The following is a 376-nucleotide window of genomic DNA, read 5'->3' as shown; positions in this document are numbered from 1 at the left end:
CGGCTGTGGAGCCGGTGGCTGTGGTGGGTGTGGGGTGTCGGTTTCCGGGGGGTGTGGGTGATGTGCGGGGGTTGTGGGATGTGGTGGTGCGGGGGCGGGATGTGATTGGGGGGTTTCCGGGGGATCGGGGGTGGGATGTGGCGGGGCTTTTTGATCCGGATCCGGATGTGGGGCGGGCGACGTATGTGACGCAGGGGGGGTTTTTGGAGGATGCGGGGGGGTTTGATGCGGAGTTTTTCGGGATTAGTCCGCGGGAGGCTCTGGCGATGGATCCGCAGCAGCGGGTGGCCTTGGAGGTGGCCTGGCACACGATCGAGCATGCGGGGATCGATCCACGTCGTCTGCACTCCACCCCCACCGGCACCTACCTCGGCGC

General features: G+C 67.0%; 1 protein-coding gene. It reads left to right on the top strand.

Annotated elements, in window-relative coordinates:
• Positions 1-5: 5 nt before the first annotated feature.
• On the top strand, positions 6-376 hold a 371-nt coding region (locus RIF23_RS20730; protein ID WP_310914320.1), incomplete at its 3' end, for a beta-ketoacyl synthase N-terminal-like domain-containing protein.

Source organism: Lipingzhangella rawalii, assembly GCF_031628175.1.
GTDB lineage: Bacteria > Actinomycetota > Actinomycetes > Streptosporangiales > Streptosporangiaceae > Lipingzhangella_A > Lipingzhangella_A rawalii.
Note: the sequence above shows the minus strand (reverse complement) of the source record. Positions and strands in the feature narration are given on the sequence as shown.